Origin of the sequence: Polymorphobacter fuscus (assembly GCF_011927825.1) — a bacterium.
Taxonomy (GTDB): Bacteria; Pseudomonadota; Alphaproteobacteria; order Sphingomonadales; family Sphingomonadaceae; genus Sandarakinorhabdus; species Sandarakinorhabdus fusca.
In genome coordinates this window covers 667,652-686,060 of the sequence record NZ_JAATJI010000001.1, presented here as the reverse complement: position 1 = coordinate 686,060, position 18,409 = coordinate 667,652, and the positions used below count along the sequence as shown (strand labels likewise).

13 protein-coding genes and 1 pseudogene are annotated in these 18,409 nt (G+C 67.4%); 6 read left to right on the top strand and 8 right to left on the bottom strand.

Annotated features, from left to right (window positions below):
• The first annotated feature begins 20 nt into the window (after nucleotides 1–20).
• On the top strand, nucleotides 21–1,730 hold the full coding sequence (gene pabB, locus GGQ62_RS03290; RefSeq protein WP_152576509.1) for an aminodeoxychorismate synthase component I: 1,710 nt from the start codon (nucleotides 21–23) through the stop codon (nucleotides 1,728–1,730).
• On the opposite strand, the pseudogene GGQ62_RS16750 reads toward pabB, so the two are convergent.
• A pseudogene (locus tag GGQ62_RS16750) lies at nucleotides 1,731–1,826 on the bottom strand (PEPxxWA-CTERM sorting domain-containing protein); the annotation flags it as partial.
• A 374-nt stretch (nucleotides 1,827–2,200) separates the two neighbouring features.
• On the opposite strand from GGQ62_RS16750, the gene GGQ62_RS03280 reads away from it, so the two are divergent.
• A complete protein-coding gene (locus GGQ62_RS03280; protein WP_152576510.1) occupies nucleotides 2,201–3,403 on the top strand; it encodes a pyridoxal phosphate-dependent aminotransferase in 1,203 nt (400 codons plus the stop codon).
• 106 nt (nucleotides 3,404–3,509) lie between these two features.
• The gene (locus tag GGQ62_RS03275) at nucleotides 3,510–3,842 is read left to right on the top strand and encodes a hypothetical protein (protein WP_152576511.1); all 333 of its coding nucleotides are present in this window, start codon (nucleotides 3,510–3,512) and stop codon (nucleotides 3,840–3,842) included.
• A 34-nt stretch (nucleotides 3,843–3,876) separates the two neighbouring features.
• Here the strand turns inward: GGQ62_RS03275 and GGQ62_RS03270 are convergent, their stop codons facing one another.
• The 5 genes from GGQ62_RS03270 to GGQ62_RS03250 all read right to left on the bottom strand — a co-directional run bounded on the left by GGQ62_RS03270 (nucleotide 3,877) and on the right by GGQ62_RS03250 (nucleotide 11,356).
• Nucleotides 3,877–4,371 (bottom strand): GNAT family N-acetyltransferase, encoded by a 495-nt coding sequence (locus GGQ62_RS03270; protein ID WP_152576512.1) that lies wholly within the window; start codon nucleotides 4,369–4,371, stop codon nucleotides 3,877–3,879.
• A 6-nt stretch (nucleotides 4,372–4,377) separates the two neighbouring features.
• Nucleotides 4,378–6,783 (bottom strand): zinc-dependent metalloprotease, encoded by a 2,406-nt coding sequence (locus GGQ62_RS03265; RefSeq protein WP_243446598.1) that lies wholly within the window; start codon nucleotides 6,781–6,783, stop codon nucleotides 4,378–4,380.
• Nucleotides 6,784–6,860: 77 nt separating this feature from the next.
• On the bottom strand, nucleotides 6,861–8,282 hold the full coding sequence (locus GGQ62_RS03260; RefSeq protein ID WP_279380559.1) for a PucC family protein: 1,422 nt from the start codon (nucleotides 8,280–8,282) through the stop codon (nucleotides 6,861–6,863).
• Between the two features lie 176 nt (nucleotides 8,283–8,458).
• A complete protein-coding gene (locus tag GGQ62_RS03255) occupies nucleotides 8,459–10,645 on the bottom strand; it encodes a patatin-like phospholipase family protein (protein WP_167649454.1) in 2,187 nt (728 codons plus the stop codon).
• A 96-nt stretch (nucleotides 10,646–10,741) separates the two neighbouring features.
• Nucleotides 10,742–11,356 (bottom strand): glutathione S-transferase family protein, encoded by a 615-nt coding sequence (locus tag GGQ62_RS03250; protein ID WP_152576514.1) that lies wholly within the window; start codon nucleotides 11,354–11,356, stop codon nucleotides 10,742–10,744.
• A gap of 125 nt (nucleotides 11,357–11,481) precedes the next feature.
• Between GGQ62_RS03250 and GGQ62_RS03245 the strand changes: the two genes are divergently transcribed.
• Both GGQ62_RS03245 and GGQ62_RS03240 read left to right on the top strand, forming a co-directional pair.
• A complete protein-coding gene (locus tag GGQ62_RS03245; RefSeq protein ID WP_152576515.1) occupies nucleotides 11,482–12,933 on the top strand; it encodes a DUF4403 family protein in 1,452 nt (483 codons plus the stop codon).
• Between the two features lies 1 nt (nucleotide 12,934).
• A complete protein-coding gene (locus GGQ62_RS03240) occupies nucleotides 12,935–15,274 on the top strand; it encodes a transketolase (RefSeq protein WP_152576516.1) in 2,340 nt (779 codons plus the stop codon).
• A gap of 159 nt (nucleotides 15,275–15,433) precedes the next feature.
• Here the strand turns inward: GGQ62_RS03240 and GGQ62_RS03235 are convergent, their stop codons facing one another.
• Together GGQ62_RS03235 and GGQ62_RS03230 are read right to left on the bottom strand one after the other, a co-directional pair.
• Nucleotides 15,434–16,018: a histidine phosphatase family protein gene (locus GGQ62_RS03235; RefSeq protein WP_152576517.1), complete on the bottom strand. Its 585-nt coding sequence runs from the start codon at nucleotides 16,016–16,018 to the stop codon at nucleotides 15,434–15,436.
• Nucleotides 16,019–16,233: 215 nt separating this feature from the next.
• Entirely contained in the window at nucleotides 16,234–16,998 is a 765-nt protein-coding gene (locus GGQ62_RS03230) for an SDR family oxidoreductase (RefSeq protein WP_152576518.1), read from the bottom strand.
• A 205-nt stretch (nucleotides 16,999–17,203) separates the two neighbouring features.
• On the opposite strand from GGQ62_RS03230, the gene GGQ62_RS03225 reads away from it, so the two are divergent.
• Nucleotides 17,204–18,406, top strand: coding sequence for an acyl-CoA dehydrogenase family protein (locus GGQ62_RS03225; protein ID WP_152577046.1), 1,203 nt, complete (start codon nucleotides 17,204–17,206; stop codon nucleotides 18,404–18,406).
• Nucleotides 18,407–18,409 lie beyond the last annotated feature (3 nt).

The following is an 18,409-nucleotide window of genomic DNA, read 5'->3' as shown; positions in this document are numbered from 1 at the left end:
TCGGCACGCTATGGCGGCGCATGTTCGACCCGACCCGGCCCTTCGTCCTTCTCGATGATGTCGCGGCCGGGCGCGCAAGGCTGTTTTCCGGGCTGATCGAAGCCGTTGTCGCCGAGACCGCGGACGCGGTCCTGCCGGCGCTCACCCGATTGGTCGCGCCGCGGCCGTGGGCCGGCTTTGTCGGCTTCGAAGCCGGCTATGCGCTCGAAGCGGTGCTGCCCGAACGGTCCGCACCGGCGGGCGAGCCGCTGCTGTGGTTCGGGCACTTCGCGCACGACGTGGTCGTCGACGCCAAGGCGCTGCTAGGTGGTGGCCCGGCGTCGCTAGGTGATGCAGTGCCGGGTATCGATCATCCGGCCTATGCCGCGCGACTGGCGCGGGTTGCGGCGCTCATTGCGGCGGGGGACATTTATCAGGCCAATCTGACCTTTAATGCCCTGGTCGCGGTCGGGGGCCACCCGCTCCACCTTTACGCGCGGCTGCGCGCCGGGTCGCGGGCGCCCTATGGGGCCTTGCTGTTCACCGGATCGCTTTGGGTGCTCAGCTTTTCGCCCGAGCTGTTCTTTCGCCTCGACGGGCGGCAGCTGACGGCGCGGCCGATGAAGGGCACGGCGCGGCGCGGTGGCGATGCGGCAGAGGACGCGGCGCTGGCGGCAGCGTTGCAGGCCGATCCCAAGAACCGCGCCGAAAACCTGATGATCGTCGACCTGTTGCGCAACGACCTGTCGCGGGTCGGGGACAATGTCGCCGTTCCGGCGCTGTTCGACATCGAAACCTACCCGACCGTTCTGCAGATGACGTCGACGATCACCGCGACAGCGCGGGCGGGAATGACCGCCGCCGACGTGCTGGCGCGGCTGTTTCCGTGCGGATCGGTGACGGGTGCACCCAAGATCCGCGCGATGCAGGTCATCGCCGAAGTGGAGGACGCGCCGCGCGGGGTCTACACCGGAAGCATCGGCGCCATTTCTGCCAGTGGCGACGCGGTGTTCAACGTCGCCATCCGCACGCTGGTGATGGCGCCGGGTTGGCCAGCGGCGCGGCTGGGCCTTGGCAGCGGCATCGTTGCCGACAGCGCGGCGCCGGACGAATGGGCCGAGTGCCTCGCCAAGGCGCGGTTCCTCCACCGCCGCGGCACGCCGGACCTGATCGAGACGATGCGGGTCGAGGCAGGCACGATCTGCGATCTGGGCCGTCACCTGGCGCGGATGACGGCGAGCGCTGCATTTCTGGGGATCGCGTTCAACCCAGACGCAGCGCGCGCGTTGTTGGTTCGCGTCTGCGCGGGGGCGACGGGGCGTGCGCGGTTGCTGGCGGCGCCGTCCGGGGCGCTGGCAGTGCAACTGGGACCGCTGCCGCAGACGCCTGCCGGTGCGGTGCGTGTCGCGGTGGTTCCGCTGCCGGTCGATACCGACGACTGGCGGCTGCGACACAAGACCGGCGACCGCGATTTCTACGATGCGGCGCGGCGGACGTCCGGGGAATTCGAAGCGGTGTTTGTTCGGCCCGACGGGTATGTGACCGAGGGCAGTTTCACCAATGTCTTCATGCGCCGTGGGGGCGTGCTGGTGACGCCGCCGGTCGGCGAGGGGCTGTTGCCTGGCATATTGCGGGCGCGACTGCTGGCGGCTGGCGAAGCGGTCGAAGGACGGCTGACCGCCGCCGACCTCGACGGCGGCTTTTTCATCGGCAATGCGCTGCGCGGATTGCTGCCCGCGCAGCGTGTGTGATCAGGCGGCGGCGTGCGTGCGGCGTCGGCGCATGGCAGCGCCGGTGAGGCCGAAGCCGGCGATGAGCATGGCCCAGCTTGCCGGTTCCGGAACACCCGGCGTGATGTTGCCGCGCACCGCAGTCTGCCAGTCGTCGGTCGGTGCATAACCGTTCCCGCCGACGAAATCGACGACGCCGCGGACGGCGCCCGCCGAATTGACCAGGCCGAAAAAGCCATAGGACGGGCTCGAGATGACACTTTCGATTACATTGTCTTGGGCATCATAGAAGGTCAGGCGCAGCTGGTCGTCACCGCCGACGTTCCACAGGCCGAGCCCGAACAGGAAATCGGCGCCGCTGATCGGCGTGACTTCGATCGGTCCGCGGCCGGGCAGGTGTGAGCGCTTTCTTGCGGTCCCGATGCTGCGAATGGTTGCGCCGCGGCCCCGATCATCGCTACACGCAGCCTCGTTTCGCCAAGGACCGATCGATGCCAAAGCTCTCTGCCGCCATCCAGCGCATCAACCCCAGCCCGACGATTGCCGTGACCAACAAGGCGGCGGAATTGAAGGCCGCGGGTCGCGATGTCATCGGGCTCGGCGCCGGCGAGCCCGACTTCGACACGCCCGATTTCGTCAAGGAAGCGGCGATCGACGCCATTCGTCGCGGCCAGACCAAATACACCGCCGTCGATGGCACGCCCGAGCTGAAGAAGGCGATCCAGGCGAAGTTCAAGCGCGACAACAACCTCGATTATGGCCTCGACCAGATCACGGTGAACGTCGGCGGCAAGCAGACGATCTTCAACGCGCTGCTGGCGACGCTCGACCCGGGCGACGAGGTGGTGATTCCGGCGCCTTACTGGGTCAGCTATCCCGATATCGTCCAATATACCGGGGCGACGCCGGTCATCATCCCCTGCGGCATCGACAATGATTTCAAGTTGACGCCGGAACAGCTCGATGCGGCGATCACGCCGGCGACAAAATGGCTGATCTTCAATTCGCCGTCGAACCCGACGGGCGCCGCCTATTCGCGTGCCGAGCTGAAGGCGCTGACCGATGTGCTGATGAAGCACCCGCATGTCATGATCCTGGCCGACGACATGTACGAGCATATTGTCTACGACGGGTTTGAATTCAGCACCATGGCCGAAGTCGAGCCCGGCCTGTTCGACCGCACGCTGACGGTCAATGGCGCGTCCAAGGCCTATGCGATGACCGGCTGGCGGATCGGCTTTGCCGGGGGGCCGGTGTGGTTGATCAAGGCGATGGCCAAGCTGCAATCGCAGTCGACGTCGAACCCGTGCTCGATCTCCATGGCGGCGACGGTGGCGGCGCTCAACGGCGACCAGTCGTTCCTGCAGGACCGCAACGCGGCCTTCGTCAAGCGGCGCGACCTTGTCGTGTCGATGCTCAACCAGACGCCGGGCCTGCGCTGCCCGACGCCGGAAGGCGCCTTCTACGTCTATCCCGATTGCGCGGGGCTGATCGGCAAGACCACGCCGTCGGGTACGGTGCTGACCGACGACGAGGCGGTGGCGGCCTATCTGCTGGAGGCCGAGGGCGTGGCCGTGGTGCATGGCGCAGCGTTCGGCGGATCACCGGCGTTCCGCATTTCCTATGCGACATCGGACGCCGTGCTCGAGGACGCGTGCCTGCGCATCCAGCGCGCCGTCGGCAATCTGACATAGGCATGCGCGGCGGCGCGCAACCCGGCGCTTTGCCGGGGTTGCACCCGGCGCAATCATCTGGCGTAATCCTTTCGGGTCACAAACGGTCTTCGCCAGGAGTACGCCCGTGCAGACATTCGGTTATAATCCCACCCGCGCGACGCTGACCTATCAGCCGCAGCGGGATTACGCATTTCGCCACCAGGACGCCGTCAACGTGATGGACGAACTGGCGATGATGGACGGATTGCCGGCAAATGCCCGTTATCTGGCCGGAGCCTGGCGCGCGGGCCAGGCGACGATCCGGGACTTTGCCCATGCCGGCGGCGCCGATTCGCGTGTCCATATCACCGTGATGGCCGCGGTCGGCAACGGCACCTTTCGCACCTTCCATGTGCCGGTGGTGTGGGACGGTGCCTGGCGGTTCGATCCCTTCGCCGGCAACGGCGTCACCGGCTAGAGCAGCTTTCGACCCTAGCTGGTCCAAGACTGCTTCAGTCGAACCGCCGTTCGAACTGCAGATAGGTCTGGCCGGGCCGGCCATGCACAAAGGCGCCGACGAAGCGAAAGCCGGCGCGCTCGGCGATCGCCACCGATGCCAGGTTGCCGCGCACGATGCGCGCGCGCAGCCGTGACACGCCGAGCCAGTGCATGACCGGTGGCGCGCAGACCGCGGCGACCATTTCCGCGCCATGGCCGGTGCGGCGATACGGCGTTCGGACGAAGTAGAAGATATTGTCTTCGGTGATTTCGACCGCGCCGACCTCCCCGCCGGCAGGGGTGCGTGCGGCGAGAACCACGCCGGGAGCACTGTCCAGCGCCGGCCGGTCGAGATAGGCTTGCAAGGTCGCGAAGCCCGCGCCGTGCTGAAAGATGGCGAGGCGATCATCGAGCAGGGGGTCGGCGGCGAGCGCGAGATTGGCCCAGCAATCGCGACCGATGACCAGCCGCGGCGTATGGAGCGGGAAGGGGCCGGCGGCGGCGTTCATTGCCGCCTAGAAATCGCCCATCCAGTCGGTTTCCATGCTGCCGATCGGCATGCCGGGCGGGATCGGCGGCGTCCGCGGCTGTTTGTCGACTTCGCGTTGCAGCCGGTCCTCGTCGCCCAGCAGGCGGGCCATGCTGCGGGCCCAGCTGCCGCTCTCCCCGGTTGCGCGCGACCTGGCGAGGCGATCGGCAAGGCCGGCGAGGCGATCATCGAGCAGCGCGGCGACATCGGGGGAGGTTGCCGGGTCGCGTGCGGTGGCGGCGAGGGCGATAATGGTGCGATAGCCGATGCGCCGGGCGACCGCGTCACCGGCGTCCGGAACCGCCGATGCGACCAGGCGATCGAGCAGCGTTGCCAGGTCGGGGAGCGACGGGTCGCGGCGGTGTTGTTCGAGAACGCGGGTGAGCCGGGTCGGCGCCAGCAGCGCCGCCAGCGTGGCCTGCGCCGCGACATCGGCGGCGACAAGCGGGTCGAAGACCGCGGCGCCGGCGTTGGCGAAGACCTCGGTATCGAACTGCGGGTTGCTGGCGCCGTTGATGCCGGCCGACAGCGGCCCGACCAGTGCATCGGGGACGGTCAGCGCGGCGGGGGTCAGCGTCGCCAGCAGCGCGGTCAACGCCGCATCCTGCGCAGGCGCCGCAACCGCCGTGGGCGACGGACGGCCGTCGCCGTTGACCGTATAGGCGTAATCGACTCCGCCGATCAGCTTTGCTGCCGCCTCGACCTGATAGCGGTGGAGCAACCAGACGAGAACGAATTTGCGGCGCAGCATCGCCATCGGTTCGCCCGGCAGCAGCGCGTCCGGGCCGAAGCCGGCGATGGCGGCGCGGCGGACGTCCATCATCCGCACCAGCTCCGCCGCCGGGTCGGTGCCATTGTCCCACATGCTCGACCAGGGCGTCGGCGAATCGATGGCGCGGCCATCGATATCGGTGAGGAAACGATCGCCGCGCGCGGCGCTGGCGGTGATGCGGCGGGCGGCGTCGGCGTCGACATCGACGCCCGGCGGCTGGGCATAGAGCCAGTCGATCGCGGTCTTGTCCCAGGCGCCGATGCCGACGGCATAGGCGTTCGTCAGGTCGGGCTTGCCGTTCTTCAATTCGATGAACGGACCGGGATAGTCCATCACCGAGGCGTTGCCCTGGGTGCTGGCAGCAAAATTGTGCATCAATCCGATGGCGTGGCCGACTTCGTGCGCGCCCAATTGCCGGATGCGCGCCAGCGCGACCTGGACGGGGTCGTTCGGGCCGCCGCTGTTGCTGGCCTTGGCGCCGAGCAGTGCCTCGAAGATCGCCATGTCCTGCCGCACGCGCAGCGCGCCGAGAATGACCGAGCCGCGTACGATTTCCCCGGTGCGCGGATCGACGATCGATTGGCCATAGGACCAGCTGCGGGTCAGCCGGCTGCCCCAATGGACGACATTGTATCGGGCATCGAGTGGATCGACCCCTTCAGGCAAGATCTTGACCTGGAAGGCGTCGACCAGACCGGCGGCATCGAAGGCCTGCGCCCACCAGCCGACACCCTCCGCCAGCGCGGTGCGGACGGGTTCGGGGGCAGCATTGTCGATGTAGAAGATGATCGGCTTCCTGACGGTCGATCGCGCGGCGCCGGGATCGGTCTTTTCCAGCCGGAAATGCACCGCCAACTGCCCGACCACGTCGCGGCCGAGCGGTTGGTTGAAGTCGAAGACCTGCGTGCCGATCGCCGAGGACCGGATGTCGAACTTGCGGGCGGTAAAGCCCGGTGCCGGCAGGCGGATCAGCGAATGGTGGACGCGAAAGCTGATGGCGCGGGCATCGGGGGCGATCTGCCGGATCTCGCGCCCCGGTGTGTCGGAGCTGAAGGTCTGGACGGCTTCCATTTCGATGTTGTCGGGGAAGGCGCGGACGGCGGCGGGGTCGGCGGCGCTGGCCGCTTCGACCAGCTTGAAGCCCTTGGCGACCTCGTTCAGAGCGCCGGTGATACCAAAGGTGTCGCGTGCGAGGAACGGCGCAATATCGATGGTGGCGCTGCCATCGGCTGCGGACGCGACGATGTCGATCATCGCCATGGTGCTGACGGGGAAGCTGTTGGCGACGCCGGCCTTTTCGGCCGATGTGCCGCCGGCGGCGCGAAAGCGCGGGTTTTCGAAGGTGATGGCGATCTTCTTGCCGATGCGGCGAAAAGCGAGCAGCTCGGTCGATCCGCTCATGCCCCTGTCGAGGCGGATGTCGGCGGAGCCCATGCCGGTGCGCAGGCCGGTGGTATAGAGATACCGGCCCTGCACGCCATCGGCATCGGCCGGGGGCAGCGTCAGCAGGATGCGCCCGGTGGCGATTTCGGCAGTGACCGGCAAAAGCGTCTGTTCGGCGCGGGCAGGCGTTGCAAGGCACGCCGCCGCGAGCAGCAGGTATCGAAAGCCGATGGTCACTGAAATTCCCCCATGTCTGCAGCGACGATGACGGCCAGCGCCGGCTTTGACAAGCAGTGCGCGGGCCGCCGGCGGCGCTATTTGTTGCGGCTGCGCAGCAGCGGAACGGCCGCGATCAGGGTGGCGAGCAGCAGCCAGATTTCGATCATGTAGACGGCGACATAGCCGTTGGCGCTGGCCGGCCACGGCATCGGCAGGCCGCGGCTGCCGACGACATCGCGGATAACCCCGGCGAGGGCGGCGCCCAGTCCGGCGGCGGTGGCCTGGACGGTGCCCCATGCACCCATCGCCATGCCGACCTGGTCCCTGGGCGCGAACTGCATCGTTGCGGTGAGCGTGCCATGGCCGAACAGTCCGGCGCCGAACCCCATGAGCATGATGCCGGCGGCGAACAGGCCGGGGGCCTGCAACGGTGCCGCGGCGATGACGATCATGAAGGCCGGAATGCCGGCGATGGCACCTGCGACCGCCATGCGAAACGGATCGACCCCGCGGCTGAGAACGCGCGAGGCGAGAGTGAAGCCGATGAGGCTGCCGCCGGCGAAGGTGGCGGTCAATTTCGTGGTGGCGCCGACGCCGAGGCCCAGGACCTGGCCGCCATAGGGTTCGAGCAGGATGTCGGCCATGCTGAAGGCCAGCGTGCCGAGACCGACGGCCACGAGGCGCGGCACGGCGTTGGGCCGGGCGGCATAGCTGTCCCACGACTGGCGAAAGCTGGGGGCGGGGGCGTCGGGCGCGGGCTGCAGGTGGCGGGGCCGCCGGGGCTCCTGCTTCCACAATGCGACGAAGTTGAGGACCACCGTGATCAGCGCCGACCCCTGGATGACCTGGATGAGCCGGCCCGGGGTGAAATCGACGAGAAAGGCGCCGAACAGCAGCGCGCTGACGATCGAGCCAACCAGCAGCATGACATACATCAGCCCGACGACATTGGGCTGGTCCTTTTCCGGCGCGAGATCGGTGGCGAGCGCAAGCCCGACGGTCTGGGTGATGTGGATGCCGGCGCCCACGAGCAAAATGGCGAGCGCGGCGGTCGATTGCCCGACCCATTTCGGCGCCATATTGGCCTGCAGCGATCCGGCCAGCACCAGCAGCGCGAACGGCATCAGCGCCAGCCCGCCGAACTGCACCATGGTGCCGCGGAAGATATAGGGGATGCGGCGCAGGCCGAGCGCCGAAACGTGATTGTCCGATTTGTGACCGACAAGGGCGCGCAGCGGCGCGAACAGCAGCGGCAGCGACAGCATGATGCCGACAAGGCCGGCGGGAACGCGCAATTCGACGATCATCACCCGGTTGAGCGTGCCGACGAGCAGCGTCAGCGACATGCCGACCGAAACCTGGATGAGGGCAAGGCGGAGCAGCCGGCCGAGCGGCAGTTCGGCGCTGGCGGCGTCGGCAAAGGGCAGCAGCCGGGTGCTGCGCTGCAGCCATACGCCCATCATGCGGCGCGTGATGATGCCCCCGCGCATGGCGGGAAGGGGGGTCTGGTCGGTCATCGGAGCGGCGTCGCCATGGCTTGGATCCGGTCCCCTGTCGGTGCGGCCGGTCGCTGCGGGCGCCGGCGTTCTGCCTTACGATGCAGTGCTCAATGAGCGGCTGGCCACGCTTTGACAAGATGTCGCAATGCATTGGCGGCCATGACCACAGCCTGTGGCGCACACGTCGGGCGGCGTCAGAAGACCCGGCCGAGGACGAGATAGACCGACGTGTCGCTGCGGCTTTGCCCGACGGCGAGCCAGAGCGGGCCGAGCGGCGTATCGGCGGCAATGAACCCGCTGACCGCGGTGCGCAGGCTGCTGAGGGAGATGTCCGAGGTCGAACCCCAGACGTTGCCAGCCTCCAGCGAGCCGCCGATATAGACGGGCAGGTCGAGGATCGGCGCCTGGCTGCTGATGCGGTGGAAGGCGACGGCTCGCCCGAACAGCAGCTGCTGGCCGATCAACGAGTTGCGGCGCAGCCCCGACATGTTGAGGAAGCCGCCGAGCGCATAGTCCCCCAGATAGTCGTTGACGGCGCGGGTCGTCGTGCCGAGCCGACCGCCGAAGACGATTGTGGTTTCACCAAAGCTGTGCGGTTTCTGCACATTGAGGCCGAGCGTTTCGCGCCGGAACTTGCCGCCGAGGACACCGATATGGTCGACGAACTGCAGTTGGGCAAAGGTCCCCGAGCGCGGGAAGTTGAGCGAGTCGAGCGTGTCGACGGTGAAGCCGGCGCGCCAGTCGGTATCGGTGATCCAGCCGGGCGGGATGCCGATGTCGAGACCCTGCTCGGTGGGATTGATGCCCCCGAGTCGGAAGCCGAGGCGAAATTCGCCCCAGTTGCCGAACACCCAGCCGCCATCGATGCCGGCACCGCCGCCATGGACCTGGAGCAGGCCGCCGGCCTCCTGTGATCCCTGGCGGACGATTTCCGACGAATATTTCTGATAATAGGCAATGGGTTCGACAAAGGCCCGGCCGAACTGCTTATAAAGGCTGACGTCGAGCAGCACGTCGTTGCCGACGCGCGCGAAGCCGCGCCATTCGGCGCCGGTGCCGAGAAAGTTTCGATCGGTATAACCGAGCGCCAGGTCGAAGGTGGAGGTCTTGCCGAAGTTGGTGGTGAGCAGTGCTCCGGCCATGAAGTATTTTTCCGACGCACGGCCACCCAGGGCATTGACGACAAGCGTGTTGCCGGAGGCGCCGAAGTCGACGGAATAATCGACGCGTTCGAACTCATCGAGCTTGAAGATGGCGGTCACGTCACGCGCCATGCGGCTGCCGTCGAGAGTTTCGCCGGGGCGGGTGGTGATCATCGGTTCGAGCATACGGGTCGGCAGTGTCGAGGTGTTGACGATCCGGACCTTGTCGATGACGATCGGCGACGGGTCGGTGCGCGCCCGCCGCTGCGCCAGATATTCGGCCCATTGCGCATCGCTGACCGCCAGCGCCGCCAGCTTGTCGCCCATCTTGCGGGCCGCCGCCCGGCCACGCTCGATGCCCAGCGCATAATTGGTGAAGCCGGTCACCGACAGGCCGGTGATATCGGGGTCGATCAGCACGTCGCGGCCGGTCATCGATGCCCGCTGGCGCTTGATCGAGGCCCAGCCGAGCAGCGACTGCATCTGCGAAAAGACATCGATGGCGTTGGTGATGTCGTCGGCCGACGCCCGCGGCGGTTGCCCGACATCGACGGCGATGATGACATCGACTCCCATTGCCCGCGCGACGTCGACGGGCAAATTGTCGGCGATCATGCCGTCCACCAGCAGCAGGCCGTCGCGCTTCACCGGCGGAAAAGCGGCGGGGATCGACATGGAGGCAAAGACCGCCGTCGAAAGATTGCCGCTGCCCATCGCCACGGCGTCGCCGGTCACGATATCGGTGGCAACGGCGCGAAACGGGATCGGCAGGCGATCGAAATCCTGGGTGGCGCGCCACGGCGCCAGGATCTCCTGCACCGTCGCGAACAGCCGTTGGCCGCCAAGCACGCCGCGAGGCAGGGCAACCTTGCCATCGACAATGCCGAGCCGGGCATCGAGCAGGATGTCCCGCACCTCGCGCTTGCGCCGGAACGACAGGTCGCGGCGGTCGTGCCGGTCGTTGAACACCGACACCCAGTCGATGCTGCTGGCGATCGCCTTGATCTGCGCGGCGTCGTTGCCGATGGCGTACATGCTGCCGACGACCGCGCCCATGCTGGTTCCGGAAATGACATCGACCGGAATGTGACGGCGTTCGAGTTCCTCGATGACGCCGATATGGGCAAAGCCCTTGGCACCGCCGCCGCTGAGCACGAGCCCGATCCGCGGGCGGCCGTTTGCCGTGAAGGCCGGCGCGGCCGGGTCGGCCCGGGCAACCGCCGGGAGGAAAGCGAACACCAGCGCCAGAAGGGCGGCAAGGATCGCGCGGGTCCGGGCAGGGCACCGATTACGTGTCAATGTGGCCCCCCGCCTGTGCTCACGCCGCTGGTAGCGTCATTTCGGTTCCGCCACCAGTGCAGCCGTGGCGCGGGCATGCCAAGCGCGGAGGCTGGCAAGATCGTCGGCGATCGGCAGGCCGATCAATGTCGCGAAATCGAGCGTCGACAAGAGCGTGATGTCCGCCATGGTCAGGCCGTCTCCGGCGAGCCATTGCCGGCCGTTCAACTGAGTGTCGAACCAGGCGCTGGCCTCGGCGAAGCGGGCGCGCGCTTGGTCCGCCATCGCCGGGATCTGCGCGACGAGCCCCGCGGTGAGCGGATGGCCATGCTGCCAGGCGAGGCTGAGCGGAATTCCCAGGGCGGTTTCGACGCGGCGGATCCACATGTCGGTTTCGGCGCGCGCCAGCGGCGTGGTGCCGAACAGCGGCGGATCCGGGTAGAGCTCGTCGAGATAGCGGCAGATCGAGACGGTTTCGGCAATCACGCGGCCATCGTCCAGCTCGAGGAACGGCACCTGGCCGCGCGGGTTGCGGGCCAGCGTCTCGGCGCTCTTGTGCTCGCGGCGGAGCAGCGAAAGACTGGTTTCTGGGATCGTCAGGCCCTTGGCACCGAGGAAAAGCCGCACCCGGCGCGGATTGGGGGCCGGATCGGGCGCCGTCCACATCATCATGTCGTTTCCCCCCGCCGGCCTTTTGCCGTGCTTCCCGCATCATGGACCGGCGCCGATGCTATCGCAATCGCGGGTGGGTGGTGGCATAAGCCCGGCGGCGCAACGAATCCGGAGATCGCCGCATCATGCTGGGTCCTGTCGTCGTGCGCCGCCTTGCGCCATTCGTGCTCCTGGTGCTGCTGGCGGCGTGCAGCCGCAATGTCGCCAACCCAGAACCCGCAAGGGTGACGACGCCACTGCTGGTCCCGGCGCAGGCATCGACCATCGCCATCCCGGTGACCGCGCGCATCGCCGAACTCGAAAGGCTGCTCAACGACCGGGTGCCGGCGCGTATCACGTCTACGGACGCGCAGCAGGCGGCGTGCGCCGGGGCCGGCGTCGCTGCCCGCATCGGGTGCCAGTTCACCGGCAGTGTCGATCGTGGCCCGATCCGCGTTACCGGCATCGACGGCAATGTGTTGCTGTTGTCGGTGCCGGTATCCGGCACGGTCGTGACCCGTTTGACAGGGTCGACACCGGTCGCGGCAGCAGCCGAAGTCGAGGCGCGGGTGGCGCTCGACATTGTCGGGGATTGGCAGCCGGTCGCCGATGTCGCTGTCACCTATCGCTGGACCCGGGCGCCGGACATCGACGTGCTCGGCCGGCGGATCAGCGTGGCAGCGGCGGCCGACCCGCTGCTTGCCGGGTTGATCGCCCGGCTGGAGGCGGCCGTGCCGGAATGCCTTGAAAAGCTGCAGCCGCGCGCCCGGCTGGCGGCGGCGTGGCGCCAGGGCTTCACCGTGGTGCCGGTCAACCCGGCCGCGCCGCAGGTCTGGCTGCGGGTGACGCCGCAACAGCTGCATTTTGCCAATTACGCGATTGCCGATGGTGCGTTGACGCTCGGGCTGGGCGCGACGGCGTTGACGGAGACGTTCGTCGGGACGCAACCAGCGGCTCCGGCTGCCACGCCGCTGCCGCCGCCGGCCGCGATTCCGGCCGACGGGCTTTCGGCGTTTCGCGCGCATGTGCCGGTGGTGGCCGATTATACGGGGCTGGAGGCGATCGTCGCGGCGGCGCTCAAGAATGTCGAATCGCCGCCGCTTGCGGTGCGGGGGCTGGGGGATGTGCAACCCGAGTTCGGCGCGGTTCGCATCCACGCCACCGATGGCGGGCGGCTGGCGATCGGGCTGACGATGACGGCATCGACCCGCCGCCAGTGGATCCGCCCGCGCGGCACGGTCTGGATCACGCTGAAGCCGTATAACCGGCCGGGCTCGCAGGTGCTGGAAATCCGCGATGTCGCGATCACCGGGTCGCCCGACAGCGCCAGTTTCCGCATCCTGCTGGCGGTGGCGCGATCGCGGGTGGTGCGCGACCAGCTGGCCCGGGCGCTGTCACAGGACCTGACCGCGTCCTACCAGGCGGCGCTTGGCAATGCCGGCACGGCACTGGCCGACCGTCGGCTCGGCGATTTTCGCCTGTCGGTCGGAATCGACGCCGTGACCAATGGCACGCTGGTCGCGGCGGGGCAGGGGCTGTACCTGCCCGTCGATGCGCGCGGCACCGCGACGCTGCGATTCGATCCGGTGCGGGGATGAGATGACCGATACAGACATTGGTGCCGATGCCGATACGATTGCGCTTATCGAAACACTCGACGACCGGCTGCGCTGGCTGTCGGCGTGGACGATCCACAATGCCAATCACCTGCGACCCAGCCGTGACGGGATCAAGGTCGGCGGCCACCAGGCGTCGTGCGCGTCGATGTCGACGATCATGGCGAGCCTGTATTTCGCCGGGCTCGGCCCCAACGACCGGGTCGCGGTCAAGCCGCACGCCAGCCCGTTGCTGCATGCCATCCATTATCTCGTCGGCAGCCAGAGCCTGGAAAAGCTGAAGGCGTTTCGCGGGCTGGGCGGGGCGCAAAGCTATCCGTCGCGGACCAAGGACAGCATCCCGGTGGATTTTTCCACCGGCAGCGTCGGGCTGGGCGTGGCGGTGACGGCCTTTGCCAGCCTGGTGCAGGACTATCTGGTGGCACACGGCCGGCTGGCGGCGGCCGATACCGGGCGGATGATCGCGCTGATGGGCGATGCCGAGCTCGACGAGGGCAATATCTACGAATGCCTGATCGAAGGCTACAAGCACGACATCCGCAACTGCTGGTGGATTGTCGACTACAACCGCCAGAGTCTCGACCATACCACTGCCGACCGGATGTTCCGGCGCTTCGACGATATTTTCGAAACCTGCGGCTGGCGGGTGATCACGCTGAAGCACGGCCGGCGGTTGCAGGCGGCCTTCGCCGAGCCGGGTGGGGCAGCGCTGGAAGCGTGGATCGATGGCTGCCCCAATGTCGATTATGCGGCGCTGACCTATCAGGGCGGCGGGGCGTGGCGGGCGCGGTTGCTCGCCGATATCGGCGATGCGGGCGACGTGCGGGCGCTGCTCGACGCGCGCGATGACGATGAACTGGCGCGGCTGATGACCGACCTTGGCGGCCATTGTGTTCAATCGTTGCTGGCGGCCTATGCCGAGGCGGCGGCGAGCGACCGGCCGGCGCTGATCATCGCCTATACCGTCAAGGGCAAGGGGCTGCCGCTGGCGGGACACAAGGACAACCACGCCGGGCAGATGAATGCGGGGCAGATGGAGGCGTTGCGGGACTCGCTGGGGATCGCGCCAGGGGCGGAATGGGACCGCTGGGCGGGCGTCGGCGGGAACCAGCTGGGGGTGTTGCAGGACTTTGTCGCGGCATCCCCGGCGGCCCGGCTGCCGCGCGACCATGGTTTCGACCCGGTGCCGGTGCCCGACATTGCGGCGCCCGATGGCGCGGAACAATCGACCCAGGCGGCGTTCGGGCGGATCCTGCTGGAGATCGCCAAGGCCGGCGGGGCAATGGCGGAGCGGATCGTCACGACGTCGCCCGATGTGACGGTGTCGACCAACCTCGGGCCCTGGGTCAACGCCCGCGGGCTGTTCCGGCGCGCCGACCTTGCCGATGTGTTTCGCGCCGCCAGGATCCCCAGCCCGCAGAAATGGGCGGGGGGCAGCGCCGGCCAGCATGTCGAACTTGGGATTGCCGAGAACAACCTGTTCCTCGTCCTCGCGGCGTTCGGGCTGGCGGCGCCGCTGTTCGGCACCCGGCTGATTCCGGTGGGCACGGTCTATGATCCGTTTATCGCGCGCGGGCTCGATGCGCTGAACTATGCCTGTTACCAGGACGCACGCTTCCTGCTGGTGGCGACGCCATCAGGGCTGACGCTGGCGCCCGAAGGCGGGGCGCACCAGTCGATCAACCCGCCGTTGATCGCCATGGGGCAGCCAGGGCTGACGATGTTCGAGCCGGCCTATGCCGACGAACTGGCGGCGCTGATGCACTGGAGCTTCGGGCATCTGCAGGCGGCGGACGGCGGCTCGGTCTATCTGCGGTTGACGACGCGCAACCTGGTCCAGCCGGTGCGGACCGACGACGCCTGGCGGCAGGGGACGATCGCCGGCGGCTATTGGCTGAAGCCGCCGGGCGATGCCGCGGAGGCCGCGATCGTCGCGATGGGGGCGCTGCTGCCCGAAGCGCTGGCCGCGTGGGAGGCGTTGCAGGACGATGTGCCGGGTCTCGGCCTGCTGGTCGTGACCTCACCCGACCTGCTGCACCGCGGCTGGAGCGCGGCGGGGGCCGCGCGCTGGGCGGACGGCGCCGCGCCGTCGCATGTCGAGACTTTGCTCGGTGCACTGCCCGCCGGCGCCCGGCTGGTGACGTTGCTCGACGGGTCGCCGGCGGCGCTATCGTGGCTCGGCGGCGTGCGCGGGCAGAGGGTGGTGCCGCTCGGCGTCGACCGCTTCGGGCAGACGGGGGACCTGCCGGACCTGTACCGCGAATATCGCCTCGACGTGGATGCGATCGTGGCGGCGATGGCGGATGCGCTGATCGGGCGCTAGGTCAAAATCTGACCCTGACTACCTGTGGCGGCAATGGCAGTTCTCGACCCATAGCCGGTCGTTCGACATTGGGCATGGCAATGGCGGCTTTCGTGGATATGAGACAGACAGCTTAGCGTCAGCCGCCCTGGGAAAGAGGACACTGGGGTTGGTCCGGCTTCAAGAGACGCGGATCGGCTCAATGCGTGTGTCGGCTAATCGCCAGATCACGTCCTGCGGAACGGGCAAGCTGAGTGCATGATCCATCATCAGATTGAGATAGGCTCCCCGAATTAGGCGGCCTGTCAGTCCATGCGACACGGCAAGAACGACACCCGACAAGCTATCCAGCCACTCGATGACTCGCGCCATGGCGGCGTCGTAGGTTTCGCCGTCCGGCGATCGGAAAAACCAGTCGAATGGTGTCGATCCGTTCAACAGCCCCGGCCACTGAGCCTCGATGTCAGCGTGCGTAAGTCCATCCCAAGACCCAACCGAAACCTCGGCAATTCGATGATCCCACTGTGCCTCTGGAAATCTGCCAAAAGACTGAATGATGGCGGTGGTCTCGCGAACCCTGCCCAATGGGCTTGCTACCAACTTTTCGATCTTGGTTGAAACCGTCGCGAGGTGTCGCCCATATGCTTCGGCCTGTGCCACTCCCTTTTCGGTCAGGCGAGAATCGAGGATGCCTTGAAAGCGTCCAGCGGCGTTCCACTCTGTTTCGCCATGCCTGATCAGATAGATTTCTCGGCGCGACGACATAAAAACCGGGCCACCTGCAATGTCTGGTTTCGGCATCTTTACAAGGGCGTCCAAGCGGCCGCTACTGGGCGGAAGCTGTCATTCGCCGCAGCCGTAGTGAATGGCCGCCAAGTCCCAGCTTCCGTCATTCGAAGCCCCATCGAGATGGCAGCAAAACATCAGCTTTGGACCACTTTGGGTCGCCTGTCGCCGAAGGGACGTTCTGAAACGTGACCCTAACCCCGATACGCCCGGTTCAGTTTGCGCATGCCGCCGATCCAGCGGTCGTAATCGGCTGTCTTGCGGCGCATGTAATCGAGCACTTCGGGGTGCGGCAGGATGAGGAAGGTCTCGTCCGCCAGTGCCCGCACGCAACATTCGGCCAGCACCTCCGGCTCCATCATGCCGTCGATGCTGGCGACGCCGTCCGGGTTGCCCGCCGTCATCGCGGTGCGGACGGCCTGGGGGCAGAGGACGGACACCTTGATGCCGTCGTCGCCATGCGTCAGCGCCAGCCATTCGGCGAGGCCGACGGCGGCGTGCTTGGTGACGGCATAGGGCGCCGAGCCGATCTGCGACAACAGCCCGGCCGCCGACGCCGTGTTCATCAGATAGCCGCCGCCGCGCGCGATCATCCGCGGCACCAAGTGGCGCGCCGCCCAGACATGCGCCATGACATTGATCTCCCAGATGCGCTGCCAGCCGTCGTTGCTGGCCTCCGCACCGCCGCCGATGCCGATGCCGGCGTTGGAGCAGAACAGGTCGATGGGACCATGGTCGGCTTCGACGGTTTCGATCAGCTGCTGGATATCGGCTTCCCGCGACACGTCGGTGCGGATGCCGACGCCACCGACCGCGGCTGCGGTGGCGGCGGCGCCGTCGCCGTCGATGTCGGCGCAGACGATCAGCCGCACCCCTTCCGCAGCGAAACGGTGCGCCAGCGCGGCGCCGATGCCGCCGGCGGCGCCGGTGATGACGATGGTCTTGTCGGCAAGGTTCATGGCGGGTCTCCCTTTGCCGCGATCATGCCTCCACAGCCGCTCCGGCTGCAAACCTGCCCAAATGCCGGGTGGCGCGCTGCGGTGGCTTGGCGCAGCCTGTGGGTGTGAGCGGCCGGGATTGGCCGCGTGGTGAAGGACCGACCCGATGCTGCATGTTCTGCCGACGACGAGCCCCGAAACCGAGGCGGCGCTCAACCAGCTTGCCATGTCGCCCGAATCGCAGCCCCTGTTCGACGCGGTCAAGCGGCACATTGCCGAGAATGTCGAACCGATCGCCGAGGAATTTTATCGCCTCGGGGAAGGCCGTGCCGACCGCTGGAGCTGGGCGCCGGGGCAGCTCGAACTGCTTGAAACCGCCAAGAACAAGGCCAAGCAATCGGGGCTGTGGAATTTCTTCCTGCCCGATTCCGAGATCGGCAAGGGGCTGAGCAACCTCGACTATGCCTATATCGCCGCCGAGCTCGGCAAGCAGCCGCTGGCGTCCGAGACGCTCAACTGTTCGGCGCCCGACACCGGCAACATGGAAGTGCTGGAGCGGGTCGGCACCGAGGCGCAGAAGGAGCGCTGGCTGAAGCCATTGCTTAACGGCGAAATCCGCAGCTGCTATGCGATGACCGAGCCGGGCGTCGCCTCGTCGGATGCCAAGAACATCAGCACCCGGGCCGTGCTCGAAAACGGCGAATGGGTCATCAACGGCGAGAAATATTATATTTCCGGCGCCGGTGACTCGCGCTGCAAGATCATGATCTGCATGGTCAAGACCAACCCCGACGGGCCCGCTTCCGGCCAGCAGTCGCAGATCCTGGTGCCGATGGACACGCCCGGCGTCCAGGTGCTGGGGCCGATGACGGTGTTCGGCCATGACCATGCGCCGCGCGGGCACATGCACATCAAGCTGGAGAACGTGCGCGTGCCCGAGGAGAATATCCTGCTCGGCGTCGGGCGGGGGTTCGAGATTTCGCAGGTGCGGCTCGGGCCGGGGCGCATCCACCATTGCATGCGCGCCATCGGGCAGGCCGAAAAGGCGCTCGACCTGATGGTCAAGCGCGCAACATCGCGGGTGGCGTTCGGCAAGCCGATCATCCAGCTCGGCAAGAACCTGGAAACCGTGTCGCGGGCGCGGATCGAGATCGAGGCGATGCGGCTGATGGTGCTGAAGGCGGCGCGCGCCATGGACGTGCTCGGCAACCGCGAGGCGCGGGTGTGGGTCAGCATGGTCAAGGCGATGGTGCCGGAAAAGGTCGCGACGATTATCGACCAGGCGATGCAGATCCATGGCGCGACGGGCGTGTCGCAGTGGAGCCCCTTGTCGGCGATGTACACCGATGTCCGCCACCTGCGCTTTGCCGATGGCCCTGATGAAGTCCACCACATGGTGGTCGGCCGCGCCGAGCTGGAACGCCACTAGAGC